General features: G+C 62.4%; 20 protein-coding genes and 2 pseudogenes. 19 read left to right on the top strand and 3 right to left on the bottom strand.

The window, feature by feature from the left end; genetic code table 11:
• Nucleotides 1-358: 358 nt before the first annotated feature.
• The 3 genes from HB777_13715 (at nt 359) to kdsA (ending at nt 2,512) form a co-directional block, all read left to right on the top strand.
• Nucleotides 359-649, top strand: coding sequence for a Dabb family protein (locus HB777_13715; GenBank protein QND64838.1), 291 nt, complete (start codon nt 359-361; stop codon nt 647-649).
• Nucleotides 650-764: 115 nt separating this feature from the next.
• Nucleotides 765-1,655 carry a VOC family protein gene (locus HB777_13710; protein ID QND64837.1) on the top strand — a complete coding sequence of 297 codons (891 nt, stop codon included), beginning with the start codon at nt 765-767 and terminating at the stop codon, nt 1,653-1,655.
• Complete coding sequence (kdsA, locus tag HB777_13705; protein ID QND64836.1) at nt 1,652-2,512, top strand: 3-deoxy-8-phosphooctulonate synthase; 861 nt, start codon at nt 1,652-1,654, stop codon at nt 2,510-2,512. The genes HB777_13710 and kdsA overlap by 4 nt, the downstream gene beginning before the upstream one ends.
• Nucleotides 2,513-2,542: 30 nt before the next feature.
• On the opposite strand, the gene HB777_13700 is transcribed toward kdsA, so the two are convergent.
• Nucleotides 2,543-3,226 (bottom strand): hypothetical protein, encoded by a 684-nt coding sequence (locus HB777_13700; protein ID QND64835.1) that lies wholly within the window; start codon nt 3,224-3,226, stop codon nt 2,543-2,545.
• A gap of 145 nt (nt 3,227-3,371) precedes the next feature.
• On the opposite strand from HB777_13700, the gene HB777_13695 reads away from it, so the two are divergent.
• The 13 genes and pseudogenes from HB777_13695 to HB777_13635 all read left to right on the top strand — a co-directional run bounded on the left by HB777_13695 (nt 3,372) and on the right by HB777_13635 (nt 14,886).
• Nucleotides 3,372-3,575: a dodecin domain-containing protein gene (locus HB777_13695; GenBank protein ID QND64834.1), complete on the top strand. Its 204-nt coding sequence runs from the start codon at nt 3,372-3,374 to the stop codon at nt 3,573-3,575.
• Nucleotides 3,576-3,658: 83 nt separating this feature from the next.
• Nucleotides 3,659-4,024 carry a PRC-barrel domain containing protein gene (locus tag HB777_13690; GenBank protein QND64833.1) on the top strand — a complete coding sequence of 122 codons (366 nt, stop codon included), beginning with the start codon at nt 3,659-3,661 and terminating at the stop codon, nt 4,022-4,024.
• A gap of 482 nt (nt 4,025-4,506) precedes the next feature.
• Nucleotides 4,507-5,782: pseudogene (gene eno, locus HB777_13685) on the top strand (phosphopyruvate hydratase).
• A 268-nt stretch (nt 5,783-6,050) separates the two neighbouring features.
• Entirely contained in the window at nt 6,051-6,374 is a 324-nt protein-coding gene (locus HB777_13680; protein QND64832.1) for a septum formation initiator family protein, read from the top strand.
• Nucleotides 6,375-6,568: 194 nt separating this feature from the next.
• A complete protein-coding gene (gene pdhA / locus HB777_13675; GenBank protein QND64831.1) occupies nt 6,569-7,606 on the top strand; it encodes a pyruvate dehydrogenase (acetyl-transferring) E1 component subunit alpha in 1,038 nt (345 codons plus the stop codon).
• Nucleotides 7,607-7,621: 15 nt separating this feature from the next.
• On the top strand, nt 7,622-9,007 hold the full coding sequence (locus tag HB777_13670; protein ID QND64830.1) for a pyruvate dehydrogenase complex E1 component subunit beta: 1,386 nt from the start codon (nt 7,622-7,624) through the stop codon (nt 9,005-9,007).
• Nucleotides 9,008-9,025: 18 nt separating this feature from the next.
• Nucleotides 9,026-10,443 (top strand): annotated as a pseudogene (locus tag HB777_13665) (pyruvate dehydrogenase complex dihydrolipoamide acetyltransferase).
• A 14-nt stretch (nt 10,444-10,457) separates the two neighbouring features.
• Complete coding sequence (locus tag HB777_13660; protein ID QND64829.1) at nt 10,458-10,874, top strand: hypothetical protein; 417 nt, start codon at nt 10,458-10,460, stop codon at nt 10,872-10,874.
• Nucleotides 10,871-11,506 carry an SGNH/GDSL hydrolase family protein gene (locus HB777_13655; GenBank protein QND64828.1) on the top strand — a complete coding sequence of 212 codons (636 nt, stop codon included), beginning with the start codon at nt 10,871-10,873 and terminating at the stop codon, nt 11,504-11,506. The genes HB777_13660 and HB777_13655 overlap by 4 nt, the downstream gene beginning before the upstream one ends.
• 12 nt (nt 11,507-11,518) lie before the next feature.
• Nucleotides 11,519-12,964, top strand: coding sequence for a dihydrolipoyl dehydrogenase (gene lpdA / locus HB777_13650; GenBank protein ID QND64827.1), 1,446 nt, complete (start codon nt 11,519-11,521; stop codon nt 12,962-12,964).
• An 89-nt stretch (nt 12,965-13,053) separates the two neighbouring features.
• A complete protein-coding gene (locus HB777_13645) occupies nt 13,054-13,311 on the top strand; it encodes a GlsB/YeaQ/YmgE family stress response membrane protein (GenBank protein ID QND64826.1) in 258 nt (85 codons plus the stop codon).
• A 138-nt stretch (nt 13,312-13,449) separates the two neighbouring features.
• On the top strand, nt 13,450-14,415 hold the full coding sequence (gene lipA, locus HB777_13640) for a lipoyl synthase (GenBank protein QND64825.1): 966 nt from the start codon (nt 13,450-13,452) through the stop codon (nt 14,413-14,415).
• Nucleotides 14,416-14,427: 12 nt separating this feature from the next.
• Nucleotides 14,428-14,886, top strand: a complete 459-nt coding sequence (locus HB777_13635) for a type II toxin-antitoxin system RatA family toxin (protein ID QND64824.1) — start codon at nt 14,428-14,430, stop codon at nt 14,884-14,886.
• Here HB777_13635 and HB777_13630 read toward each other — a convergent pair.
• Both HB777_13630 and HB777_13625 read right to left on the bottom strand, forming a co-directional pair.
• A complete protein-coding gene (locus HB777_13630; GenBank protein QND64823.1) occupies nt 14,862-15,371 on the bottom strand; it encodes a CinA family protein in 510 nt (169 codons plus the stop codon). The genes HB777_13635 and HB777_13630 overlap by 25 nt on opposite strands.
• Nucleotides 15,368-16,597 (bottom strand): bifunctional 2-C-methyl-D-erythritol 4-phosphate cytidylyltransferase/2-C-methyl-D-erythritol 2,4-cyclodiphosphate synthase, encoded by a 1,230-nt coding sequence (locus HB777_13625; protein QND64822.1) that lies wholly within the window; start codon nt 16,595-16,597, stop codon nt 15,368-15,370. Before HB777_13625 ends, HB777_13630 begins: the two co-directional genes overlap by 4 nt.
• Nucleotides 16,598-16,841: 244 nt before the next feature.
• Between HB777_13625 and dusB the strand changes: the two genes are divergently transcribed.
• From dusB to ntrC, 3 genes are read left to right on the top strand one after another with little or no spacing between them, the layout of a single operon-like run.
• Entirely contained in the window at nt 16,842-17,870 is a 1,029-nt protein-coding gene (gene dusB, locus HB777_13620) for a tRNA dihydrouridine synthase DusB (GenBank protein QND64821.1), read from the top strand.
• Complete coding sequence (locus tag HB777_13615; GenBank protein ID QND64820.1) at nt 17,867-19,009, top strand: nitrogen regulation protein NR(II); 1,143 nt, start codon at nt 17,867-17,869, stop codon at nt 19,007-19,009. Before dusB ends, HB777_13615 begins: the two co-directional genes overlap by 4 nt.
• Nucleotides 19,006-20,466, top strand: a complete 1,461-nt coding sequence (gene ntrC / locus HB777_13610) for a nitrogen regulation protein NR(I) (GenBank protein ID QND64819.1) — start codon at nt 19,006-19,008, stop codon at nt 20,464-20,466. Before HB777_13615 ends, ntrC begins: the two co-directional genes overlap by 4 nt.
• The last annotated feature ends 83 nt before the right edge of the window (nt 20,467-20,549 follow it).

Here is a 20,549-nt window from a genome sequence, read left to right as displayed (position 1 = left end):
GGCAGGCTGCAAGCGGGGCTGTGCCAAGCGGATTGTGCCCTCGCTGGCGTGGATCTGCCTTTTGCACAGCAAAGGCCGGACGCGCCAAAAACGCCTATGGCTGCTCCCTTGCTTGTGCGATAGATTTAGCCATGCGTTATGTAGTCGTCATTGCCGCCATCACCTTTTTCCTGATCTGGGACGGCCTATACAATCAGGGCCGGTATCTGGACTCCACGGTGAGGGGTGTCTCGCACGTCGTGCGATCCGTCACCGGCTAGCGTCCATTCGAACGATTGGCAGCCGCGACATCCTTGTCGATTGACGCCACCGTCCTGCCGTCACAAAAGACCCCAGCATTTTGATCGAGGAGGCGGGGTTGATCCGGCATATCGTTTTCTTCAGCGCGCGGCGTAAAGAGGATGTAGAGGCTGTGCGTACCGGTCTGTTGGCGCTCGGCAACATCCCCCATTCCAGCCTTTTCGAGGTCACCTTGAACACCAAGGTCGATCCGCTGTCGGATGAAGTCGACGTGGTCGTCTATGCGGAGTTCGCCGATGACGCCGCGCTGGCCGCCTACAAGGCGCACCCCCTCTACGCGCAGACCACCAGCAAGGTCAAACCAATGCGCGAACTGCGTTATTCCGCCGATGTCGTGGCCGGCAACTGATCGAGGACTTGCTCCAGCGGATGCTTTTTTCGGCGTCGGTGAACGGTGGGGCGAACTGGCCGGGATCGCGATCAAGCCTTGAACCGGTTTGCGGAATGATGCACATCGCGCTTGCATGACCCGAACCACAGCCACCGGCACCCATCCGCTCGATCATCTGGTGCTGCCGACGCAGGGCCTTGAGGTGGCGCGAGCCCGGCTCACCGCGCTTGGCTTCGTCGTTGCCCCAACCGGGATCCACCCCTTCGGGACTGAAAATTGCTGTGTGTTCCTCGCCGACGGCGCCTATCTCGAGCCGCTGGCGATCGGTGATGAACAGGCCGCGATGCAGGCCATTGCAGAGGGCAATACGTTCGTCACGCGCGACCGCATCTATCGCGACAAGTGTGGCGACGAGGGATTCTCCGCGGTGGTCCTGGGTACCAGCAACGCGGATGCCAATCATGCGCGCTACCTCGAAGCCGGCATCTCGGCGGGAGGCATGCTGAGCTTCTCGCGCGCCTTCACGGACACGGCGGGCAAAAGCGACATCGCATCGTTCAAGCTCGCCTTCGCGGCCGGAGCCGGGGCCACGGACGCCTTCCTGTTTGCCTGCGAGCGGGTCAACGCGCCTGATGTGGACCGCGCGGCTTTGCAGGCCCACGCCAACGGCGCCACCGGAATCGTTGAAGTGGTGGCGGTCAGCGACCGGCCGGCCGAACAGCACGGATTGATTTCCGTGGCCGTCGACGATCCGATCGCCAATGGGCCGGGCGGCGCGTTTCACTTGCCGAATGCGGATTTGAGCGTGCTTGACCCCGCGTCTTTCACCGCACGCTTTGGCCTGCCGGCTAGGGCGCCGACAGACCTGCGCTTCGCAGCCGTGGTCTTTTCGGTCCGGCGAGCCGATGTGACATCGAGGCTGCTTGCAGCCAATTCCGTCCAACACGATATAGCGGGCAATGATATTGTCGTGCGGCCTGCACCCGGACAGGGCGCGGCCTTCATCTTCCGGGAGATCCCATGAGCAAGCCGCAAGCGTCCAATTCGATGGCGCCCAATTCGTCGGTAACCGTCGGCAATGTCGTCTTCGACAACAATGCGGCGCTGTCGCTGATCGCCGGCCCATGCCAGTTTGAATCGCGCCAGCACGCCTTCGACATGGCCGGCGCGCTGAAGGAACTGACCGGCAAACTCGGCATAGGCCTCGTCTACAAGACCAGCTACGACAAGGCCAACCGCACCTCGCTGTCGGCGACCCGGGGTGCCGGCATGGATGCGGCCCTTCCCGTCTTCGACGAACTGCGCAAGGAATTTTCGCTGCCCGTGCTGACCGATGTACACACCGAGGAGCAGTGCGCCATCGTCGCGCCGCATGTCGATGTCCTGCAGATCCCGGCTTTCCTGTCGCGCCAGACCGACATGCTGGTTGCCGCCGCCAAAACCGGCAAGGTGATCAACGTGAAGAAGGGGCAGTTCCTCGCGCCCTGGGACATGAAGAACGTCGTCGCCAAGATCACCGGTTCCGGCAACGCCAATGTGCTGACCACCGAGCGCGGCGCGTCCTTTGGCTACAACACACTGGTGTCCGACATGCGCGCTCTGCCCATCATGGCGGAAATCGGCGCGCCGGTGATCTTCGACGCCACGCACTCGGTGCAGCAGCCGGGCGGGCAGGGCGGGTCCTCGGGTGGTGAACGCCGCTTTGTCGAGACGCTGGCCCGCGCGGCTGTCGCTGTCGGCGTTGCCGGCGTGTTCATCGAGACCCATCAGGATCCGGATAATTCGACCTCTTCCGACGGCCCGAACATGCTGCCGTTGAAGGACATGCCAGCTCTGCTCGAGCGGCTGATGGCATTCGATCGCATCGCCAAGGGCCTCTGAAACGTCCCGAGGGATACTTCCGGCATCGTATCAGTTGTTCTGGCTCGACCGCCTCATGTCGATCGCGAACACCGCATAATAGTCGACGCCCGGCATCGGCGCCGTGACCGTCAGGATCCAGCGGACATTGCCGTGCTGGCGCTCGTAGACCGGCGGTCCGTTGGATGGCAGCGCGTCCGCCGGGATTGCGAACGCAAAGGGGATGCCCGCGCTCGACTGCACCGAACCACGCGGGATGACGAGCTTTTCCTGGTATTTGAGTTCTTCCTTGTAGGTCGATTTGTCCTCCGCGATGGTGTTCACAATCGGTCCGCCGACGCGGTAGGTGCGAATGCAACGAAGTAGGACGGTGTAGTCGCCGCTGGGGCTGAGGTCGCGGCTGGAGCGAACCATGCCCTCGAAGCGTCCGCCGGGTCTTGCCGGGCCGGCCTGCAGCGTCGTCGCGCCGAATTTGCGCACGCGCAGCGTATCGCGGACCGCCTTCAGCAATGCGTAGAGGCCGATCACCGCGAACACGACCGGCACGAAGACGAGCGGATTGAATTCGCGGTCGGTGACAGCGAAGTTGAGCGGCAGCTCGAAATACCACGGGATCAGGACGGCGATCAGCACCATGGCGCCGGCAAAGAAGTAGCCGCTGGACGCGTTGGCGGCATTGGCGTCGACCACCGGCGGCTGCGCCGCTGCTGGCTGCTGACTGCGCCTTCGGGCCATTGCCGCCTCCCCAAACGACCGGACGCCCCTTCAATGCCACGCCGGGCGGCGGCATGACAATGGCCCCAGGGTCGCCGGCGCTTGTGGAAGGCATAAGCCGGCTGTACGCTCGCCCGGCAAATGAGCGTTTTGGCAGGAGGAAGCCATGTCCGTCGCCCGCGTCACCGAAATCACATCGTCGTCGAAGAAGAGCTTTCAGGACGCCATCGAAAAGGGAATCGCGCGCGCATCCAAAACCCTGAAGAACGTCGAAGGCGCCTGGATCCAGGATCAGAAGATCGTCGTCGAGGACGGTAAGATCGCCGCCTATCGCGTCAACATGAAGGTCACCTTCATCCTCGCGGAATGATCGGCTGTCGCCAAAAAAGTCGGGAACTTTCGCCCGCGGCCCTCATTGTCAAAGCATAGATCAACGACAATGAGGAGCACATCATGACAACCCAGACAGGCCACACCCAAGCCATTGCCGCTTCGCGAGTCATCGGCACGTCGGTCTACAACACCGAGGGCACGAGCATCGGCAGCATCGAGGACGTCATGCTCGATAAGACGTCGAACGGCATCATGTTCGCGGTGATCGGTTTCGGCGGCTTCCTCGGCATCGGCGAAAAATATCACGCCATTCCGTGGGCAAGCCTCGACTATGACGAGGACAAGGGCGGCTATGTCGTGCCGTTCTCCAAGGAGCAGCTGAAGGCGGCGCCTGCCTATTCGATCAACGAACTGGCCGGCGCGGATGGCGAGACCGCTCGCGACGCCTCCTATGACTACTACAAGGTCACGCCTTACTGGCACTGACGGCCCAAGCCAAAATGGCCCCGTCTCGACGGGGCCATTTTGGTTCGATGCGGCAGCTATTCGCTGATGTGCAAGGGTGCCATCGCCTTGGGTGGCGACTGCTGATTGTCGCACGACGTCAGGAACGCAGCCGCGATCAGGAACAGACTCACGATACCACTCAACTGGGACATGGCGAAACTCCTCCTGTTTCGCCCCGCGCCCCCGCACCATAGCCGGAAGCCGGTCTGCCGCACATGACTTATGATGACAGCGATATGCGCTTCGTGAATCGCCTGATGCATGTCGCCCAAAAGTGGTCCCGGTTTTGGGAGAACGACATGCTTGAAAACAAAAACCTAAAGCGCGGCGGACTGAATCCGTTCAAATGCGACGCGCTTTAGGCTGACGCCACGGCAATAATTGCGAACCGGCCGATTGCCTTTTGCGGCACTTTGGCTAAGACGTGCGCGACATCAGTCAGATCAATCGAGGACATCGCAATGACCGCCATCATCGACATTGTCGGGCGTGAAATCCTGGACAGCCGTGGAAATCCGACCGTCGAGGTCGATGTCATTCTCGAAGACGGCTCGATGGGCCGCGCGGCGGTGCCGTCCGGCGCTTCGACCGGTGCCCACGAGGCCGTCGAACTGCGCGACGGCGGCGCCCGCTATCTCGGCAAGGGCGTGCTCAAGGCCGTCGAAGCGGTGAACGGCGAGCTGTTCGAGGCGATCGGCGGCATGGAAGCCGAAAACCAGATCCATATCGACCAGACCATGATCGAGCTTGACGGGACACCCAACAAGAGCCGGCTCGGCGCCAACGCCATTCTCGGTGTGTCGCTGGCGGTGGCGAAGGCGGCGGCCGATGCTTCCGGTCTGCCGCTCTACCGTTATGTCGGCGGCACCAAGGCGCATGTCCTGCCGGTGCCGATGATGAACATCATCAATGGCGGCGCACATGCCGACAACCCGATCGACTTCCAGGAATTTATGATCCTGCCGATCGGCGCGCCGACGCTGCGCGAAGGCGTCCGCTGGGGTTCGGAAATCTTCCACACGCTGCGCAAGAAGCTGAAAGATGCCGGCCACAACACCAATGTCGGCGATGAGGGCGGCTTTGCCCCGAATTTGAAAAGCGCGCCGGTGGCGCTCGATTTCATCATGGAATCGATCGAGCAGGCCGGCTTCAAGCCGGGCGAAGAAATCGCGCTCGGCCTCGATTGCGCCGCGACCGAGTTCTTCAAGGACGGTAACTACGTCTATGAGGGCGAGAAGAAGACGCGTGACCCCAAGGCGCAGGCCAAATACCTGGCCAAGCTTGCCGCCGACTATCCGATCATCTCGATCGAGGACGGCTTGGCCGAAGACGACTGGGAAGGCTGGAAGTGCCTTACCGACCTGATCGGCAAGAAGACCCAGCTGGTCGGCGACGATTTGTTCGTCACCAACACCGCACGGCTGCGCGACGGCATCCGCATGGGCGTTGCCAATTCGATCCTGGTCAAGGTCAACCAGATCGGCTCGCTGACGGAAACGCTCGACGCCGTCGAGACCGCCCACAAGGCCGGCTACACCGCCGTCATGTCGCATCGCTCGGGCGAGACCGAGGATTCTGACCATCGCCGATCTCGCGGTCGCCACCAATTGCGGACAGATCAAGACCGGCTCGCTGTCGCGCTCTGACCGCATGGCCAAGTACAATCAGCTGATCCGCATCGAGGAAGAACTCGGCAAGCAGGCAAGCTATGCCGGCAAGTCGGTGGTCAAGGGCTGATCCGCAACACTCGGATATCGGATGAAAGGGCGGGAGTATTCCCGCCCTTTTTCATTTCGGCTCGTCAAACCGGTCACCCGTAACCGTCCGTTAAGCACAATCGGGCGAAAAAGATCGTGAGCCGCCTGAGTTCGCGGCCTAGAGCCGGATGATTTCAGGTCTGTTCGACCTGAAATCTGAATCCGACTCTAAATCAAAGAGATAGAGCATGATGTCGTCCGAAAACCGCTTCACACTTTTCGGCATCATGCTCTAGAGGAATCGGGCGATGTGGACGCGTCAGCACAAGCAGAGAAACACTGGCCGCCTAATCATTCCCTCGCTCTGCGTGGCGTTCCTGGCCTATTTCGGCTTTCATGCCTATCACGGTGAATTCGGCATCTATTCGAAATATCAGCTGGAAGCCCAGACGGTTACGCTGCAAGCCCAGCTCGATGCGATCAAGGCGCGCCGCATGGAACTCGAGCGCCGCGTTCGGCTTATGCATGAAGGCACGCTGGAGAAGGACATGCTCGACGAGCAGGCGCGCAAGGCGCTCAATCTGTCCCAGGCTGATGAAATCACCATCATGTTGCCGGCCTCGACGAAATAACCGACATTCAGTTAATCGCCAATATTTTCAATGATTTTAATCGCTTAGGCGCATGCCAGCTATGCAAATTCGGCATGGCGCAACGCTCTGACGCGTGTTAGCCTTCCTGAAATCGGTGGGGAGGAGCTGATCTCCCCAGAGCAGATTTGATCCTGCTCTAATGTCCACAAAGAGACGCCAACAGGGAGTGATGCATGGCCACCGCCGCCAGAAAAGCGCCTGCCAAATCCAAATCCGACGGCAAATCGGGGCTTTCCGCACCCAAGCCTGCCGAATTCACCAGGGACGAAGAGCTTGCCGCCTACCGGCACATGCTGCTTATCCGCCGCTTCGAGGAAAAGGCCGGCCAGCTTTATGGCATGGGTTTCATCGGCGGCTTCTGCCACCTCTATATCGGCCAGGAAGCGGTCGTCACCGGTATGAAGATGGCGCTGATCGACGGCGACCAGATGATCACCGCCTATCGCGACCACGGCCACATGCTGGCGATGGAACTGTCGCCGCGCGGCGTCATGGCCGAGCTGACCGGGCGTCGCGGCGGCCTGTCGCGGGGCAAGGGCGGCTCCATGCACATGTTCTCCAAGGAAAAGCACTTTTACGGCGGCCACGGCATCGTCGGCGCGCAGGTGTCGCTCGGCACCGGCTTGGCCTTCGCCAACCGCTACCGCGACAACAACAATGTCTCGCTGACCTATTTCGGCGACGGTGCGGCCAACCAGGGCCAGGTCTATGAAAGCTTCAACATGGCCTCGCTGTGGAAGCTGCCGGTGATCTACATCATCGAGAACAACCGCTATGCCATGGGCACCTCGGTCTCGCGCTCGTCGGCGGAGACCAACTTTTCGCACCGTGGCGCCTCGTTCAAGATCCCCGGCATCCAGGTCGACGGCATGGATGTCCGCGCCGTCAAGGCAGCCGGCGACCAAGCGACCGAATGGTGCCGCGCCGGCAACGGGCCGATCATTCTCGAAATGCAGACCTACCGCTACCGCGGTCACTCGATGTCCGACCCGGCAAAATACCGCTCGAAGGAAGAAGTGCAGAAGATGCGATCGGACCATGACCCGATCGAACAGGTCAAGGCGCGGCTGATCGAGAAGAAGTGGGCGACCGAGGACGAACTCAAGACCATCGACAAGGAGGTCCGCGACATCGTCGCCGACGCCGCCGAATTTGCCCAGAACGACGCAGAGCCGGATCCGTCCGAGCTCTGGACCGATATCGTATTGTAACGGGAGGGCAAGGACATGCCGATCGAAATTCTCATGCCCGCTCTCTCGCCGACCATGGAAGAGGGCAATCTTTCCAAGTGGTTGAAGAACGAGGGCGACAAGGTCGTCGCCGGCGACGTCATCGCCGAGATCGAGACCGACAAGGCGACGATGGAAGTCGAAGCTGTCGATGAAGGCACGCTTGCCAAGATCGTGGTTCCTGCTGGCACAGAAGGCGTCAAGGTCAATGCGGTGATCGCCGTGCTCGCGGTTGACGGCGAAGACGTCGACAAGGCTGGCGAAGGCATCGGCGAAGAGCCTGCCAAGGCTGAAACAGCGGCGCCTGCGCCGGCGCCGGCTCAAAGCGAGGCCTCAGCGCCGGTCGCGGCGGCGCCGAAGACGGAAATCGCCGCCGATCCGGACATTCCGGCCGGCACCGAGATGGTCTCGACCACGGTTCGTGAAGCGCTGCGTGACGCGATGGCCGAGGAAATGCGCCGCGACGGCGATGTCTTCGTCATGGGCGAGGAAGTCGCCGAATACCAGGGCGCCTACAAGATCACGCAAGGGCTGCTGCAGGAATTCGGACCTCGGCGCGTCGTCGACACGCCGATCACCGAGCATGGCTTTGCCGGCGTCGGCGTTGGTGCCGCGATGGCCGGCCTGAAGCCGATCGTCGAGTTCATGACCTTCAACTTCGCCATGCAGGCGATCGACCAGATCATCAACTCCGCCGCCAAGACGCTCTATATGTCGGGCGGCCAGATGGGCGCGCCGATCGTATTCCGGGGACCGAACGGCGCTGCCGCGCGCGTCGCCGCCCAGCATTCGCAGTGCTATGCCGCCTGGTACAGCCACATTCCGGGCCTGAAAGTGGTGATGCCCTACACGGCGGCCGACGCCAAGGGCTTGCTCAAGGCTGCAATCCGCGATCCCAATCCGATCATCTTCCTCGAGAACGAAATCCTTTACGGCCAGTCCTTCGACGTGCCGAAGCTGGATGATTTCGTGCTGCCGATCGGCAAGGCGCGCATCCACAAGACAGGCAAGGACGTCACCATCGTCTCGTTCGGCATCGGCATGACCTATGCGGTGAAGGCGGAAGCCGAGCTGCGCGGCATGGGCATCGATGTCGAGATCATCGATCTCAGGACCATCCGCCCGCTCGACCTCGACACCATCGTCGCCTCGGTCAAGAAGACCAACCGGCTGATCGTTGTCGAAGAGGGATATCCGCAAAGTTCGGTCGGTGACCATATCGCCAACCAGGTGTCGCAGCGCGCCTTCGATTTCCTCGACGCGCCGGTCATCACCATTGCCGGCAAGGACGTGCCGATGCCCTATGCGGCCAACCTCGAGAAACTGGCTCTGCCAAACGTCGGCGAAGTCATCGAGGCGGTCAAAGCCGTCACGTATCGCTGAACCGGGCGGGAGGACAAAATGCCAATCAACATCACCATGCCGGCCCTGTCGCCCACGATGGAAGAGGGCAATCTGTCCAAGTGGCTCGTCAAGGAAGGCGATAAGGTTTCACCGGGCGATGTCATCGCCGAGATCGAGACCGACAAGGCGACGATGGAAGTCGAAGCTGTCGATGAGGGCACGGTTGCAAAGCTGGTCGTTCCCGCCGGCACCGAAGGCGTCAAGGTCAACGCGCTGATCGCAGTGCTCGCCGCCGAAGGTGAGGATGCAGGCGCTGCCGCCAAAAGCGGTGGCGGTGCTGCACCAGCGAAAGCCGAGGCCAAGCAAGACAAGGCGCCAATCTCCCCCCCGTGGGGGAGATGTCGACGAAGTCGACAGAGGGGGGCGCTGTCCCGCCAACGTCTCATTCTGTCGCGCCCCCCTCTGGCCTGCCGGCCATCTCCCCCCACGGGGGGGAGATCAGCCAATCACTGGCTGGCGAGCGTACCTTCGCCTCGCCGCTCGCACGCCGCATCGCCAGGGAAGCCGGCGTCGATGTCTCTGCGATGACCGGCACCGGCCCGCATGGCCGCGTGGTGAAGGCCGATGTCGACGCGGCGATTGCCGGTGGCGGTGCCAAGCCAGCCGCCAAGGCGGCACCCGCTGGCGCAGTGGCTCCGGCCGCTGCTGCCCCTGCCGTGAAGGCGATGTCCGACGATCAGGTGCTGAAGCTGTTCGAAGCTGGCTCCTACGACCTCGTCCCGCATGACAATATGCGCAAGACCATTGCGCGGCGCCTTGTCGAGGCCAAGACCACCATCCCGCATTTCTACCTGACGCTCGACTGCGAGCTCGATGCGCTCTTGGCGCTGCGCACGCAGATCAATGCGGCGGCCCCGGTGAAGAAGACCGACAAGGGCGAAGCACCGGCCTACAAGCTGTCGGTCAACGACATGGTGATCAAGGCGATGGCGATGGCGCTGAAGGCGGTGCCGGATGCCAATGCCTCATGGACCGAAACCGCCATGGTCAAGCACAAGCATGCCGATGTCGGCGTCGCCGTGTCGATCCCCGGCGGCCTGATCACGCCGATCATTCGGCATGCCGATGAAAAGACGCTGTCCACCATCTCCAACGAGATGAAGGATCTGGCCAGCCGCGCGCGCAGCCGCAAGCTGAAGCCGGAAGAGTATCAGGGCGGCACCACGGCGGTGTCCAACCTCGGCATGTTCGGCATCAAGGACTTTGCCGCCGTCATCAACCCGCCGCACGCGACGATCCTGGCGGTCGGTGCCGGCGAGGAGCGGGCGGTGGTCAAGAATGGCGAGATCAAGATAGCGACCGTGATGTCGGTGACGCTGTCGACCGACCATCGCGCCGTCGATGGTGCGCTGGGCGCCGAATTGCTGGTCGCCTTCAAGCGGCTGATCGAGAACCCGATGGGCATGCTGGTCTAGGAAGGGAGAGGGCGGTGCGGAAATTCTTCACCAGCCTTTTCGCTTTTTTCATTTCCGGCCTTGCCGGCGGGCTGGCCGCGCAATGGTTGGCCATCGCCACTGGCGCGGAGGAAGAATTCATCCTCGTTTTCATGGTCTCGGTGCTGGTGACGTTGATCGTCACCTTCGTCTTCTTCGTGGCGCAATTCATGGCCGATCCGGTCGCGGCTGTGGCCAGGACCGGTAAGTGGTTGCTGATCGTGTTCGTGGTGCTGCTTGCCCTGCTGGTTGCCTTGATCCTCTACACCGACAGTAGTTCCGCGGTGGTGAAGAAGGATATTCCTATGGTTGCCGGCCTCGGCCTGCCGGGTCTGGTGACGATTGTCATTCACTGGCTGTTCGTGCGCTGGCGGGTGGGACGCGGTTTGGTCAAGGCACAGGTGGGCGCATGAAGACTGTTCTTTGTTACGGCGACTCGCTGACTTGGGGCTACGATGCCGAGGGCGGCCGCCATGCGTGGGAAGACCGCTGGCCGAGCGTGCTACAGGCTAGCCTCGGTGGCGGCGTTCAGGTTATCGCCGACGGTCTCAATGGCCGCACCACGGCTTTCGACGATCATCTGGCCGGTGCCGATCGAAATGGTGCACGGGTGCTGCCGACGGTGCTGACGACGCATGCGCCGATCGACCTGATCGTCATCATGCTCGGCGCCAACGACATGAAGCCGTGGATCCACGGCAATCCGGTAGCGGCCAAGCAAGGTATTCAGCGGCTGATCAACATCGTGCGCGGCCACGACTATCCGTTCGACTGGCCGGCGCCGCAGATACTGATCGTTGCGCCGCCCGCCGTCAGCCGTACCGACGATGCTGAATTCAAGGAAATGTTTGCAGGCGGCGACGAGGCATCGGCCCGGTTGGCGCCGCTCTATGCCGCGCTCGCCGATGAAGCCGGCTGCGGCTTCTTCGATGCCGGCAGTGTGGCGCAAACCACCCCTCTCGACGGCGTCCATCTCGACGTCGAAAACACGCGAAACATCGGCGAGGCGCTGACACCAGTCGTGCGCGTCATGCTGGAACTGTGAAGGAGAAAACCCGTGGCTGAGAACTACGACGTCATCATCATCGGCTCCGGCCCCGGCGGCTATGTCACGGCGGTGCGTTCCGCCCAGCTTGGCTTCAAGACGGCGATTGTCGAGCGCGAGCATCTCGGCGGCATCTGCCTCAACTGGGGCTGCATCCCGACCAAGGCGCTGCTGCGCTCGGCCGAGATTATGCACTATTCGGACCATCTGAAGGATTACGGGCTGAAACTCGACGGCAAGGTCAGCGTCGACACATCGGCCGTGGTCGACCGCTCGCGAAAAGTCTCGTTGCGGCTCAATGGCGGCGTCGCCTTCCTGATGAAGAAGAACAAGGTCGACGTCATCTGGGGCGAGGCCAAGCTTTCGAAGCCCGGCGAGGTTGCCGTCTCGAAGACGGCCAAGAAGCCGATGGAGCCGCAGCCACCGGTGCCGAAAGGTGTCAAGGGCGAGGGCACCTACACCGCCAAGCACATCATCCTGGCGACCGGTGCGCGGCCGCGCGCGCTGCCCGGCATCGAGCCGGACGGCAGACTGATCTGGACCTATTTCGAGGCCATGGTTCCGAAGGAGATGCCGAAGTCGCTGCTGGTCATGGGATCAGGCGCCATCGGCATCGAATTCGCCTCCTTCTACCGCACCATGGGCGCCGAGGTGACCGTGGTCGAACTGCTGCCGGCGGTGATGCCGGTCGAGGACGCCGAAGTCTCGAAATTCGCGCAAAAGCAATTCGAGAAGCAAGGCATGAAGATCATCCTCGAAGCCAAGGTGACCAAGGTCGAGAAAGGCACGAACTCGGTCACCGCGCATGTCGAGATGAAGGACGGCAAGGTCGAGAAGATCACCGCCGACCGCATGATCTCGGCCGTCGGCGTGCAGGGTAATATCGAGGGCCTCGGGCTTGAGGCGCTCGGCGTGAAGACCGAACGCGGCTGCATCGTCATTGATGGCTACGGTAAGACCAATGTGCCGGGCATCTACGCTATCGGCGATGTCGCCGGCCCGCCGATGCTGGCGCACAAGGCGGAGCATGAGGGCGTGGTGTGCATCGAGAAGATTGCTAATTTTCCCGGTGTGCATGCCACCGACAAGCTCAAGATTCCGGGCTGCACCTATTGCAATCCGCAGGTCGCCTCGGTTGGCCTGACCGAAGCCAAGGCCAAGGCCGAGGGCAAGGATATCCGGGTCGGGCGCTTCCAGTTCGCCGCCAACGGCAAGGCCATCGCGCTCGGCGAGGACCAGGGCTTCATCAAGACCATCTTCGACAAGAAGACCGGTCAACTGCTCGGCGCGCATATGGTCGGCGCCGAAGTGACCGAACTGATCCAGGGCTTTGTCGTGGCGATGAACCTGGAGACGACCGAGGAAGAACTGATGCACACCATCTTCCCGCACCCGACGCTGTCGGAGATGATGAAGGAAAGCGTGCTCGACGCCTATGGCCGCGCGCTCAACGCGTGATAGATTGAAAGCGCTGCTAGAGATGGAACCCGGCGGCCAGGTACTTCGTTTGCGGATGCACTTTCACCCATCACCCAAGGAGAAGGCATATGCACTTGAATGGCGTCGGCTGGATTGCAGCCATCATCATTGGCGGCCTGGCAGGCTGGTTCGCCGAAATGGTCATGAAGAGCAACACCGGCATCTTGATGAACATTGTTATGGGCATCGTTGGCGCGGTCGTGCTGAACGCCATTCTGCAGGCGCTCAATTTCGGCCCGTTCGGCGTCGGCTGGACTGCCTATCTGATCACCGGCTTTATCGGCGCCTGCCTGCTGATCTGGGCAGGGCGCCTGGTGCGCCGTTAACATCACTGAAGAGCTGCTATGCGAAAAAGGCTGTTGCGGCATGCGCCGCCGCGGCCTTTTTCTTTGCGTTGAAAAGTCTTAGATGAACTTATGACAGCGAGCGCCTGACTGGCGGTCGCGAATGAACCAGGTTTCCCGATGGTCACTGTCCTCGATACGATCGCCAACGCACCGCGCTTGCGGCATCCGGAAAAGGCGCACAAGCCTGATCAGGATGTGCTGCGCAAACCCGACTGGATCCGCGTCAAGGCGCCGATGTCGAAGGGCTATGCCGAAACGCGCGAAATCGTGAAGTCGCACAAGCTGGTGACGGTCTGCGAAGAGGCCGGCTGCCCCAACATCGGCGAATGCTGGGAGAAGAAGCACGCCACCTTCATGATCATGGGCGAGATCTGCACGCGCGCCTGCGCCTTCTGCAACGTCGCCACCGGCATTCCGACAGCGCTTGATGCCGATGAGCCGGCCCGCGTGGCGCATGCGGTCAAGCAGATGGGCCTGACCCATGTCGTCATCACCTCGGTCGACCGCGACGATCTCGCCGATGGCGGTGCGCAGCATTTCGCCGAGGTCATCCGCGCCATCCGGGCGGCAACGCCGTTGACGACGATCGAAATCCTGACGCCCGACTTCCTGCGCAAGGAGGGCGCGCTGGAGATCGTCGTGGCGGCCAAGCCGGACGTCTTCAACCACAATCTGGAAACCGTGCCGTCGAACTATCTGACGGTTCGTCTGGGCGCCCGCTATTTCCACTCGATCCGGCTGTTGCAGCGGGTCAAGGAGCTCGACCCGTCGATCTTCACCAAGTCCGGCATCATGGTGGGTCTGGGCGAAGAACGGAATGAGATCCTGCAGCTGATGGACGATCTGCGGTCGGCCAATGTCGACTTCATGACCATCGGCCAGTACCTGCAGCCGTCGAAGAAGCACCATCCGGTGATCCGTTTCGTCACCCCGGAGGAATTCAAGTCCTTTGAGACGATCGGCCGGACCAAGGGTTTCCTGCTGGTGGCGTCGAGCCCGCTGACGCGCTCGTCGCATCATGCCGGCGACGATTTCGCCCGGTTGCGGGCGGCACGGGAAGCCCAGCTCAAGAAATCAGCTTAATCAGCTGGTTTCATGCCGAAATTCGAAGCCACCCGCCGCGTATCCCACACCCCGGAGCAGATGTTCGCGCTGGTCGCCGACATCGAATCCTATCCGCAATTCCTGCCGCTTTGCGAAGCGCTGACGGTTCGCTCGCGCAAGGAGCGTGACGGACGCACTGTTCTCCTCGCCGACATGAGCATTGGCTACAAGGCGATCCGCGAAACCTTCACGACGCAGGTGCTGCTGAAGCCTGACGAGAACACCATCGACGTGAAATACATCGACGGCCCGTTCAAATATCTGAGCAATGTCTGGCGTTTCGAAGCGGACGGCGCCGGCTGCGCCGTCCGCTTCTTCATCGACTACGAGTTCAAGAGCCGTATTCTCGGCGCGGTGATGGGAACCATGTTCGACCGCGCCTTTCGCATGTTCGCCGAGGCTTTCGAGAAGCGTGCGGATGTCATTTACGGCGCAAAACCCTCGGCCTGAAGCTGGCCAAGCGCGCGCAGACCCAGTTCCAGTGCATGCCTGACTGTCTCCCGGCGGATGAAATCGCGCCCTTTGTCGGCGAACAGTCTGTGTTCGGCGGTTACGGCCTGGTCGTCCAGGCCGACGCCGAACCACACGAGGCCGACCGGCTTTCCCGCCGAACCGCCGCCTGGTCCGGCAATGCCGGTGACCGCCAGGGTGAGCCCGGCGCGCGAACGGGCCAGCGCGCCTGTTGCCATTTCGATCGCCGTCTCGCGCGAAACCGCGCCATGCGCCTCGAGCGTGGCGGTGGAAACGCCGAGCATGTCCATCTTGGCTTCGTTGGAATAGGTGATGAAGCCGCGATCGACCACGGCGGAGGAGCCGGCGATGTCGGTCAGCGCCGCGATGATCATGCCGCCAGTGCAGCTTTCCGCCGTCGCCAGCATGATGCCGCGCTTCTGGCAGGCTTGCAGCAGGGCATTTGCCAGCCCGTTGTTGCTCATTCCGGCACCTCGCCGGGAAACACCACGCTGGCGGTGGCGATCGCCGCAATGCCTTCCTCGCGCCCGACAAAGCCGAGCTTCTCATTGGTTGTCGCCTTGATCGAGATGCGATCCGGTGAAATTGCCAGCATCCGCGAAAGGGCTGCGGTCATGGCCTCGCGGTGCGGACCGACGCGCGGCGCCTCGCAGATCAGCGTGATATCGGCATTGGCGATGCGGCCGCCGCGCTCGCGCACCAGTCTTGCCGCATGCTCGACGAAGATCCGGGAGGCAGCCCCTTTCCACTGCGGGTCGGAGGGCGGAAAATGCGTGCCGATGTCGCCGGCGCCGCAAGTCGCCAGCAGCGCATCGGTCAGGGCGTGCAGGCCGACATCGGCGTCTGAATGGCCGGACAGTTTCTTGTCATGCGCAATGGCAACGCCACACAGGGTGACATGGTCGCCGGGCTCGAAGGCGTGGACGTCGTAGCCATTGCCGGTACGGATGTCGGGAAAGCGCACACGTTCGCCGGAAAGCCGCTGGTCCGCCATCGCAATATCCCGTGCCCAGGTGAGTTTGACATTGTCCGGCGAGCCCGGAACGATCTTGACCGGAATATGCGCCCATTCGGCGATCGCGGCGTCGTCGGTAAAATCCATTTTTCCCAGATGATGGGCTTTCTCATGCGCGGCAAGGATGGGCCAGAATGGAAAGCCCTGTGGCGTTTGCGCCGCGTGAAGCCCGCTGCGCGAAACGGTTTCGCCAACCACACCAGAGGCCGACTCGCGCTTCAGCGTGTCGGCGACGGGCAAGGCGGGCAACGCGCCCTCGCGCTCGCCGATGGCGGCGATTGTCCGGTCAATCAACTCCGCATCGACAAACGGACGCACGGCGTCGTGGATCAGAACCTGCGCCGGCGCGTGACCTCTCAGGGCAAGCAATCCGAGGCGGACGGACTCCTGCCTTGTCGCCCCGCCCATGACGGCGGTGACCCGCTCGGCGTTGGCGCCCGCCGCCTGCCGGAACAGCTCGTGGTCGTCGGCATGGATGGCGACGACAATCTCGCTCGTTCGTGGGTGAGCCAGAAAGATTTCCAGCGTGTGCGCGATGACGGCAAAGCCGCCAATGTGTTGATATTGCTTCGGCCCGTTGGCCTGTCCGGCGCGCGCGCCACGGCCGGCCGCAACGATCACCACCGCGACCTTGCCATCCGCACTCGAAACGTGATTTTCACTTGCGTCAGTCATTGAAGATTGGTCCTAGCGCACGATCCCGAAAAGTGTAATCGGTTTTCGGAAAAGATCGTGCGCCAATATGAAGTTCCAAAGCGTCCTTTGCGCGTCCCGAGGGACGCGCGGCGCTTTGGTCGCGGCCAATCCCGAAGGCCAGCATTTTCCCAATTGCGCCTTAATGTGGCGTCATTCCGCGTTGCACATTGCGGCGGTTCTGGCTAGAGAATGTGCAACGAATGAACATGCTTGGTTTTTGTGCATGGTTAACTTGACCAAATTGGCCGCGCCGCTCGATGTCGGTGGTGTGAGAATCCGCAATCGCGTGTTCCTCGCGCCGATGTCGGGCATTACCGACGAGCCGTTCCGGCAGCGCGCCCACGCGCATGGCGCGGGCCTGGTCGTGTCCGAAATGGTGGCCAGCGGCGAGCTTGCCAAAGGCAGGGCCGGTTTCAACCTGCGCATACGCCACTCCGGCCTGCCGGTCCATATGGTCCAGCTTGCCGGCCGCGAGGCGGCGCACATGGCCGAAGGTGCGCGTATAGCCGCCGGCGAGGGCGCCGACATCATCGACATCAACATGGGCTGCCCGGCCAAGAAGGTCACCGGCGGCTACGCCGGCTCGGCATTGATGCTGGATCTCGACCATGCACTGTCGCTGATCGACGCCGTTGTCGGCGCGGTCGACGTGCCGGTAACGGTCAAGATGCGGCTCGGCTGGGACGAAGGCGCGCTCAACGCCCCGACGCTGGCGCGCCGCGCCGAGCAGGCCGGCGTAAGCATGGTGACCGTGCACGGCCGCACGCGCTGCCAGTTCTATCAGGGCAAGGCCGACTGGCGCGCCATCGCCCGCGTCAAGCAAGCCGTGTCCATCCCGGTCGTCGCCAATGGCGACGTTTCTTCGCCAGAGGAAGCGGCCGACATTCTCGATCAATCGGGCGCCGATGCCGTGATGGTCGGCCGCGCGCACTATGGCGCGCCGTGGATCGCCGGCGGTATCGCTGCGGCAGCGGCAGGCGAGACGGCGACCAACGTCCCGCAAAGCCCGACGGCACTGGCTGACTATGTCGTCGCTCACTACGAGGACATGCTGGCGCTCTACGGCGTTGAGAGCGGCCTGCGCCAGGCGCGCAAGCACCTCGGCTGGTATCTTGATCGTCATGCCGACGATGTCGCTGACGACAGCCGAAAGGCCATACTGACCGCATTCGAGCCCACTCGCGTCATTGCCTTGCTGCGCGATGTGTTTTCGCGCGATCCGCAACCCTTGAACCTACGGAGCGCCGCATGAACGCCGCCGCTGGCCAAGGCGCTGAAATGGCGGATGCCGCCCAGATCGTGCTCAACACCATCCGCCGCCCGGTGATCATGATCAGCGAGCAAGGGTTCATCACCTACGCCAACGCCGACGCCGAAGACTTCTTTCGCTCGAGCGCAACCATGCTCGCCCGCAACACGCTGTCAAAACTCATTCCCTTCGGCAGCCCGCTGCTGACGCTGGTTGATCAGGTGCGCGAGCGTCGGGCTCCGGTCAACGAGTACCGCGTCGATGTGTCGTCGCCGCGCCTCGGCATCGAAAAGGTCGTCGATCTCTACGTCGCCCCGGTGCCGGAATATCCGGGCTCAGTCGTCGTGATGTTCCAGGAACGGTCGATGGCCGACAAGATCGACCGGCAGATGACGCATCGTGGCGCGGCACGCTCGGTCACCGGCCTGGCGGCGATGCTTGCCCATGAGATCAAGAACCCGCTCTCCGGCATCCGCGGTGCCGCCCAGTTGCTGGAACTGTCGGCCTCCGACGAGGACCGCGCGCTGACGCGGCTGATCACCGACGAGACGGACCGCATCGTATCGCTGGTCGACCGCATGGAGGTGTTTTCCGACGAGCGGCCGATCGACCGCTATCCCGTCAACATCCATGTCGTGCTCGACCATGTGAAGGCCATCGCCAAAAACGGTTTTGCCAAGAGAATCAAGATAATGGAGGATTATGATCCTTCGTTGCCTCCGGTGTTTGCCAACCGTGACCAGCTCATCCAGGTGTTCCTCAACCTGGTCAAGAATGCCGCCGAGGCGATCGGTAGCGACCCGCAGGGCGAGATCGTGCTGTCGACCGCCTTCCGGCCCGGCATCCGCGTTTCCGTTCCGGGTACGCAGGATCGCGTATCGCTGCCGCTGGAGTTCTGCGTGCGCGACAATGGCTCCGGCGTCTCGGAAGATATTTTGCCGATCCTGTTCGATCCGTTCATCACCACCAAGCCGAACGGCTCTGGGTTGGGTCTTGCGCTGGTCGCCAAGATCGTCGGCGAGCATGGCGGCATCATCGAATGCGAATCGACGCCGCGCGGGACCACATTCCGCATCCTGATGCCGGCCTGGAAAGAAGCGCCATACGGCGCCGATGAAGACGGTGAAGGAGACCGCAAATGACCGTTCGCGGCAATATTCTCGTCGCCGACGACGATGCGGCGATCCGCACCGTCCTCAATCAGGCGCTTTCGCGCGTCGGTCACGAGGTGCGCGTCACCTCCAACGCTTCGACGCTGTGGCGATGGGTGGCGGCGGGCGAGGGCGATCTGGTCATCACCGATGTGGTGATGCCGGACGAAAACGCCTTCGACATGCTGCCGCGCATCAAGAAGGCGCGGCCGGAACTGCCGGTCATCGTCATGAGCGCCCAGAACACCTTCATGACGGCGATCCGCGCATCCGAAACCGGCGCCTATGAATATCTGCCCAAGCCGTTCGACCTGACCGAGCTGCTCAACATCGTCAACCGGGCGCTTTCAGAACCGCGGCGGCCGAAGATCGATGCGCGGCCGGAAGAGCAGCCCGACGCGATGCCGTTGGTCGGCCGCTCGGCGGCCATGCAGGACATCTACCGCATGCTGGCGCGCATGATGCAGACCGACCTGACGGTGATGATCTCGGGCGAATCCGGCACCGGCAAGGAACTGGTGGCGCGCGCGCTGCATGAATATGGCCGCCGTCGCGGCGGCCCGTTCGTCGCCATCAACATGGCGGCGATCCCGCGCGATCTGATCGAATCGGAACTGTTCGGCCACGAGAAGGGCGCCTTCACCGGCGCGCAGAATCGTTCGACAGGGCGCTTCGAGCAGGCCGAAGGCGGCACATTGTTCCTCGACGAAATCGGCGACATGCCGATGGAGGCGCAGACGCGCCTGCTGCGCGTCCTGCAGCAGGGCGAGTACACGACGGTTGGCGGCCGTACGCCGATCAAGACCGACGTGCGCATCGTCGCCGCCACCAACAAGGATCTGCGCACGCTGATCAACCAGGGGCTTTTCCGCGAGGATCTTTTCTATCGCCTCAACGTCGTGCCGCTCAGGCTGCCGGCGCTGCGCGAGCGCTCCGAGGACGTGCCGGATCTCGTCCGCCACTTCTTCAAGCTTGGCGAAATGGAAGGTCTGCAGACCAAGCGCATCTCGTCCGGTGGCATCGAACTGATGAAGCGCTATCCGTGGCCGGGCAATGTGCGCGAGCTGGAAAACCTCGTTCGCAGGCTCGCAGCGCTCTATTCGCAGGACGAGATTTCCGCCGAGATCATCGAGGCCGAACTCAAGACCGGCGAACGTCCAGTGGTGCCGGGCGGCGGCAATCTCATTCCCGACGATTTGTCGATCGGCCAGGCGGTCGAGCACTTCCTGCAGCGTTACTTCGCCTCGTTTGCCGGCGATCTGCCACCTGCCGGGCTTTATCAGCGCATCCTGTCCGAGGTCGAGTTTCCACTCGTCCTGGCCTCGATGACGGCAACCCGCGGCAACCAGATCAAGGCCGCGGAATTGTTGGGGCTCAACCGCAACACGCTGCGCAAGAAGATTCGCGAGCTCGGCGTCAACGTCTACAAATCATCGCGCCAGGGCTGAACCGTCGGGCTCTTTTCGGGGGACGGCTCGCGAAAGATTTCCGTCTCGGTCACACTTGTTGCATAATCGCCACAATGCGTTGC

This window comes from Mesorhizobium loti (assembly GCA_014189435.1).
Classification (GTDB): Bacteria; Pseudomonadota; Alphaproteobacteria; order Rhizobiales; family Rhizobiaceae; genus Mesorhizobium; species Mesorhizobium loti_G.
The sequence above is the reverse complement of the archived record's forward strand: the minus strand, read 5'-3'. Positions and strand labels throughout refer to the sequence as shown.